Source organism: Ilyobacter sp. (genome assembly GCF_041583315.1).
Taxonomy (GTDB): Bacteria; Fusobacteriota; Fusobacteriia; order Fusobacteriales; family Fusobacteriaceae; genus Ilyobacter.
Genome location: NZ_JBFHGC010000132.1, coordinates 1 through 5,825, shown reverse-complemented (window position 1 = coordinate 5,825; position 5,825 = coordinate 1). Strand labels below are relative to the sequence as shown.

Here is a 5,825-nt window from a genome sequence, read left to right as displayed (position 1 = left end):
GAGGTCTTGAAAAAGTCCAGTAATGTGGGAATGGTGCTTATAAGCGACAGGTTCAGTAACGCAACTTTTGAAAAATACCTGGAAGGTTTTGGATTGGGTCAGAAAACCAGTGTGGACCTCCCTGGAGAATTGAAGCCATATATGCAGCATTACAGCAAATGGGATGGCCTGAAAAAAAATAACATGGCCTTTGGACAGGGTATAGCGGTAACCCCTATACAGCTGGCAACTGCTTTTTCATCGGTGATAAACGGAGGGATTCTGTACCAGCCCTATGTGGTTGACAGAATAGCCGGAGACGACGGAGTGGTAACCAGGAGAAATACACCACAGAAGGTGAGAAGGGTCATATCTCCTAAGGTTTCTGAAGAGATGAGAAGCATGCTAGAACATGTGGTGGCAGACGGAACCGGGAAAAATGCGGCTATAGAGGGATACCGAATCGGTGGAAAAACCGGTACGGCTCAGATAAGCTCTTCAGGGGGATACCTAAACGGAGAATATTTAGCTTCTTTTATAGGGTTCTTTCCTGCAAACAACCCTCAGTACCTCATGCTTTTTATGTTTTTAAAGCCTCAGGCGGATATTTACTACAATAAATTTGGTGGGGCAGTAGCTGCTCCTGTGTTTAAAGAAGTGGCGAAGAGAATAATAAAGTATAACAATATCCTACCTGGGGATGTGGAATACCTGGGAGATTCTGAAATGAAGGTTCCTGAGCACATCTCAAGTGAGCCCCTGGTGGAGATGCCAGACCTTGCAGGAAAAGGCGCCAGAGAGGTGCTGAAGATGCTAGGGAAGCTGGGTATAGAGGTGGAGATATCAGGTAGTGGCCTGGTAGAATCCCAGTGGCCTGTAAAGGGTACCAGTCTTGAAAAAATAAATAAGGTAAAAGTTTACCTGAAATAGGTGTTTGAAATATGAGATATTATGGAGTTTATGTAGACGGAACAAACGATTTTTTTACCTATTGTGATCCAAAGGATGAGTTTAATATCGGTGAAAGAGTGGCAGTTCCTTTCAGAGGAAGAATAAAGAGCGGTCTGATAGTTTATATGGAAACCTGTGAAAAATTTGAATTCAAGGTACTTTCTATAACAAGAAAACTTGAAAGTCAGATACATCTTTCTGAATCTATGATAAAGCTGTTATTATGGATTAAAAATTATTATCTGTGCTCCTTCGGTCAGACCTTTGGGGCTGCGGTTCCTGGGAATTTAAAGGTGGAATATTCTTATAACTACAGGTTCATGGAAGAAGTTCCATTAAAAACTCAGGAAGAGCAAGATCTGGGGAATTACTTCAGAGAGAAGTCAGAAGTTACAAAGACAACTTTATATAAAAAGTTTTCCAAAGAGACGATCAAAGATGCCCTGGAAAAAGGTGTTCTTGAGGGAAAAGAAAAGATCTCTCTAAAAGATAGTTCAAGAGAGGGCTATCAGGAGATATCAGAATATTTTTCTCAGAGGATGACTATAGGTAAGGCAACCTTAGAAAAAAAGTTTTCCAAAGATATAATAGATAAGATGGTGAGGCATGGGGTAATTTCCCTTGAAAAAATATTGAAAGATAAGGGAAAAAATTACGATATAGATGAAGCTGACGGGGTATATTCCAAAGAGAGTACAGTTTTGAACCCGGAACAGGAAAAAGCAAGATTAGAGATTGAAAATTCAGAAAAAAGATATTTTCTACTCAAGGGAGTGACTGGCTCCGGAAAAACAGAAGTCTATCTGAAGCTCATAAGAAGGGCACTGGAAAAGGGTCAGGGTTCTATATTTCTTGTTCCTGAGATATCCCTTACTCCTCAGATGGTAAAGAAGTTTAAAGGGGAATTCAGAGAAAATGTAGCTATTTTACACAGCAAACTGACCCCTGTGCAGAGGGCAAAAGAATGGCTCAGTATTTATACAGGGGAAAAAAAGGTGGTGCTCGGAGTAAGATCTGCTGTCTTTGCTCCTGTGAAAAATCTGAAATATGTTATAATAGATGAGGAACATGAAGCGACTTATAAACAGGACAGCAATCCTAGATACAATGCAAAGTATGTGGGAATAAAAAGGGGCGAACTGGAAGATGCAAAAGTTGTACTAGGATCGGCAACCCCCTCTATAGAAAGCTACTTTTTTGCAAAAGAGGGAGTGTTTAAACTCCTAGAACTAAATGAGCGTTACAACGGAGCAAACCTTCCAAAGCTGAAGCTTGTGGATATGAAAGATGAAAAAAGTCACTATTTCAGCAGAGAACTTCTGAAGGATATGTCTGAAACTCTCAGAAAAGATGAGCAGATAATGCTCTTGCTAAACAGAAAGGGCTATTCTACATATATCCAGTGCTTGGAATGTGGTCATGTAGAAGAGTGTCCCCACTGTTCCATAACTATGAATTATTATATGAGCCAGGGAATATATAAATGTAATTACTGCGGGGAAACCAAAAGATATACCGGAACCTGTAGTAGCTGCAACAGCAAAAATCTCAGTCATATGGGAAAAGGGACTGAGAGGCTCGAAGAGGAGATAAGAAAACATTTCGATGTCGGTATGATAAGGGTGGATTCTGAAAGTAGCAAGGAGAGGGACTTTTATGATAATATGTACAGAGAGTTTCTGGAGAAAAAATATCATATAATGCTTGGAACCCAGATAATATCCAAAGGTTTTCATTTTCCAGACGTGACTCTGGTGGGAGTCATAAATGCTGACTCCATAATGAATTTTCCGGATTTCCGTTCTGGAGAAAAGACCTTTCAGCTGGTGAGCCAGGTAGCTGGAAGAGCTGGGAGGGAAAGCAAAAATGGTGAAGTCCTCATACAGACTTTTCAGCCGGAAAATCATGTGATGAAGAGAATAATGGACGGCGATTATGAGGGTTTTTACCTAGATGAGATAGAGACGAGAAAAATACTGTCCTATCCCCCTTTTTCAAGGATAATAAATATAGTGATAACCTCCACAGAGGAGGTAGGGCTTGAAAATTATGCTAAAAATTTTTATGAATTGATAAAAGACAAGGGTGTAGAGGTCTACGGACCTATGAAAGCACCTATATACAGGATAAAGGGAAGGTATAGGTATCAGATTTTTCTCAAGGGAACAAGACAGAGGATGAATGCAATAAAGCCTCTCCTTGAAAAATGCAGTTTTGAACTGAGAGATGAAAAATACAGAGTGGTCATAGACATTGACCCGATAAATTTAATGTGATGAGGTGAAAAAGATGGTTTATGATATAAGGACTTATGGTGACCCGGTTTTAAGAAAAGAGGCTCTGCCGGTGGATGAGATAAACGATGAAATAATAGAAATAATAGATAACATGGTAGAAAGCATGCGTGAAGCCGGCGGAGTGGGCTTAGCGGCACCACAGGTGGGAGTAAGCAAGAGAATTTTTGTAATCGATATAGAGGACGGAATAGTAAGGAAGGTAATCAATCCTGAGTTTCTGGAATTTTCCAAAGAAATAGTGGAACATGAAGAGGGGTGCCTCAGCGTACCTGGAGTATATAAAAAAGTAAAGAGACCTGCAAGGGTGAAGATAAAATATACCAATGAAAAGGGTGAAGTGGTAATAGAAGAAGCTGAAGGTCTTCTGTCGAGAGCTTTTCAGCATGAAGCCGATCATTTGGATGCGACCCTTTTTGTAGATAAATTATCTCCTGTGGCAAAAAGAATGGTTTCAAAAAAATTACAGGCACTGAAAAAAGAGTCGGAAAAAAAAGAAATTTAAGTAGAGAGGATGGTTTAATTGAGAATACTTTTCATGGGTACCCCTGATTTTGCGGTACCGTCACTTGATTTACTAAACAAGCATCATGAGGTAGCAGGGATTTTCACAAAAGTAGATAAACCTAATATGAGAGGTAAAAAAATAAAATTCACACCGGTAAAGGAGTATGGAATAGAGCATGAAATTCCAGTATACCAGCCTAATTCAGTGAGAACAGAAGAAACCCTAAATATAGTGAGAGAAATCAATCCAGACCTTATAGTTGTAGTGGCATACGGTAAAATCCTGCCAAAAGAACTGATTGATATACCTAAATACGGGGTAATAAATGTCCACTCCTCTCTTTTGCCTAAATACAGAGGAGCTGCACCTATACATGCGGCAATAATAAACGGAGATACAGAATCAGGAGTATCTATAATGTACATTGCTGAAGAATTAGATGCAGGAGATGTGATACTGCAGGGTAAGACTCCCATAAATGAGGAGGATACTCTAGAAACTCTTCATGACAGACTGATGGATATAGGGGCAAAAACCCTTTTAGAAGCTGTAACGCTAATAGGGGAAGAAAAGGCTCCCAGAATACCTCAGAATCATGAAAAAGCAACCTTTGTAAAGCCTTTCAAAAAAGAGGATTGTGAAATAAACTGGAATGAAGAAAATTTTAAAATATATAATTTTGTGAGAGGGATGAATCCTTTTCCAAGTGCCCATACATACAACCAGGGTAAAATATATAAAATTTACAAAGTTGAAAAAATCTCCCGTGAATATGAAGGAGAGCCAGGAGAAATAGTTGAACTTCTAAAGGGAAGAGGTCCTGTTGTAAAAACCGGAAACGGAAGTGTTATAATTGCTGAAGCTAAGCCTGAGAACAAAAAAAAGCTTACAGGTGCAGACCTTGTTAACGGAAACTATTTTAATATTGGCGAGAAGTTTGAGAACAGCAAAATAAAATAGCTTAGGAGGAGTAATCGTGATTAGTTTGGTGACTGACAAGGAAAAAATATCCCCGAGGGTAATAGAGAGGCTGACTAGATATCTCAGATGTCTGGAAAATCTTTCTCCCGATGATTACATATCTTCTGAGGAGATGGCTGAAAGAATGGGGCTTACAGCTGCTCAAATTAGAAAAGATCTGTCGAATTTTATTTCAGATTTTGGGGAAGGATTCGGAGTAAGAGGAAAAGGGTACCAAGTAAGGATCTTATACAGCGGAATAGAGAAGATTTTAGGAGTTCACAAAACAAATAATATTATAATCATAGGGGCTGGAAGACTAGGTGGGGCTCTTCTTGCAGAACCTGAGTTCACAAAGGAAAGTTTCAATGTTATAGGGGTATTTGATGTAGCAGAATACAAGGTAGGAAAAGAAGTAAACGGAATAAAGATAAGACATACTTCTGAGATAGAGTATTTTCTAAATACGAAGGACAGGGTAGATATAGCAATACTGACTGTACCTAAAAGTGTTGCCCAGGATGTGGCGACAACTTTAATAAAAGCAGGAGTTAAATCTTTTCTAAACTTTGCACCTTTAAAACTAGAGGTTCCTGAAGATGTAGTGGTATCTAATATAGACCTATACGGGAAACTTCAAGAACTAAATTACTGGAAGGAGAAAATAAACAAATGGTAGTTATAGATGGTAAAAAAATATCAACTGAGATAAAAGAAGAGATAAAAAAAGAGGTATCAAAATATAAAGAGATTTCAGGAAAGACTCCGGGCCTTGCAGTAGTACTGGTAGGAGAGAATCCGGCTTCAAAAGTATATGTAAACTCTAAGGTTAAAAGTTGCGGAGATCTAGGATTTTATTCTGAAAAACATGTTCTGGATGAAAATGCAAGTGAAGAGGAAGTGCTGGAACTTATAGATAAACTCAATGAAAATAAGAATATCAACGGAATTCTTGTTCAGCTTCCACTGCCAAAACACATTGATGAAAAAAAAGTGACAAACAGAATAGCTTCAGAAAAAGATGTAGACGGTTTCAAACCTGAAAATCTGGGAAAAGTTATGATAGGGGAAGAGGACGGATTTAAGTCATGTACTCCCTATGGTGTCATAGAATTACTGAAAAGAACTGGAAT

At 38.8% G+C, this 5,825-nt stretch carries 6 protein-coding genes; all 6 read left to right on the top strand.

Annotation, left to right across the window (positions count from 1 at the left end; genetic code table 11):
* Window positions 1-909 (top strand): penicillin-binding transpeptidase domain-containing protein (locus ABZA26_RS06065; RefSeq protein WP_372713628.1); only part of this gene is annotated, 909 nt, incomplete at its 5' end.
* 11 nt (window positions 910-920) lie between these two features.
* Window positions 921-3,206, top strand: a complete 2,286-nt coding sequence (gene priA / locus ABZA26_RS06060; protein WP_372713627.1) for a primosomal protein N' — start codon at window positions 921-923, stop codon at window positions 3,204-3,206.
* Window positions 3,207-3,219: 13 nt separating this feature from the next.
* On the top strand, window positions 3,220-3,729 hold the full coding sequence (def, locus tag ABZA26_RS06055; protein WP_372713625.1) for a peptide deformylase: 510 nt from the start codon (window positions 3,220-3,222) through the stop codon (window positions 3,727-3,729).
* Window positions 3,730-3,747: 18 nt separating this feature from the next.
* Window positions 3,748-4,692: a methionyl-tRNA formyltransferase gene (fmt, locus tag ABZA26_RS06050; RefSeq protein ID WP_372713624.1), complete on the top strand. Its 945-nt coding sequence runs from the start codon at window positions 3,748-3,750 to the stop codon at window positions 4,690-4,692.
* Window positions 4,693-4,708: 16 nt separating this feature from the next.
* Entirely contained in the window at window positions 4,709-5,371 is a 663-nt protein-coding gene (locus ABZA26_RS06045; RefSeq protein ID WP_372713623.1) for a redox-sensing transcriptional repressor Rex, read from the top strand.
* The coding region (locus ABZA26_RS06040; RefSeq protein ID WP_372713622.1) for a tetrahydrofolate dehydrogenase/cyclohydrolase catalytic domain-containing protein at window positions 5,365-5,825 on the top strand (461 nt) is incomplete at its 3' end. The genes ABZA26_RS06045 and ABZA26_RS06040, both read left to right, overlap by 7 nt.

Coding starts and splice junctions, on each gene's coding strand:
- priA (WP_372713627.1), top strand. CDS start 921: ATGAGATATTATGGAGTTTATGTAGACGGAACAAACGATTTTTTTACC.
- def (WP_372713625.1), top strand. CDS start 3,220: ATGGTTTATGATATAAGGACTTATGGTGACCCGGTTTTAAGAAAAGAG.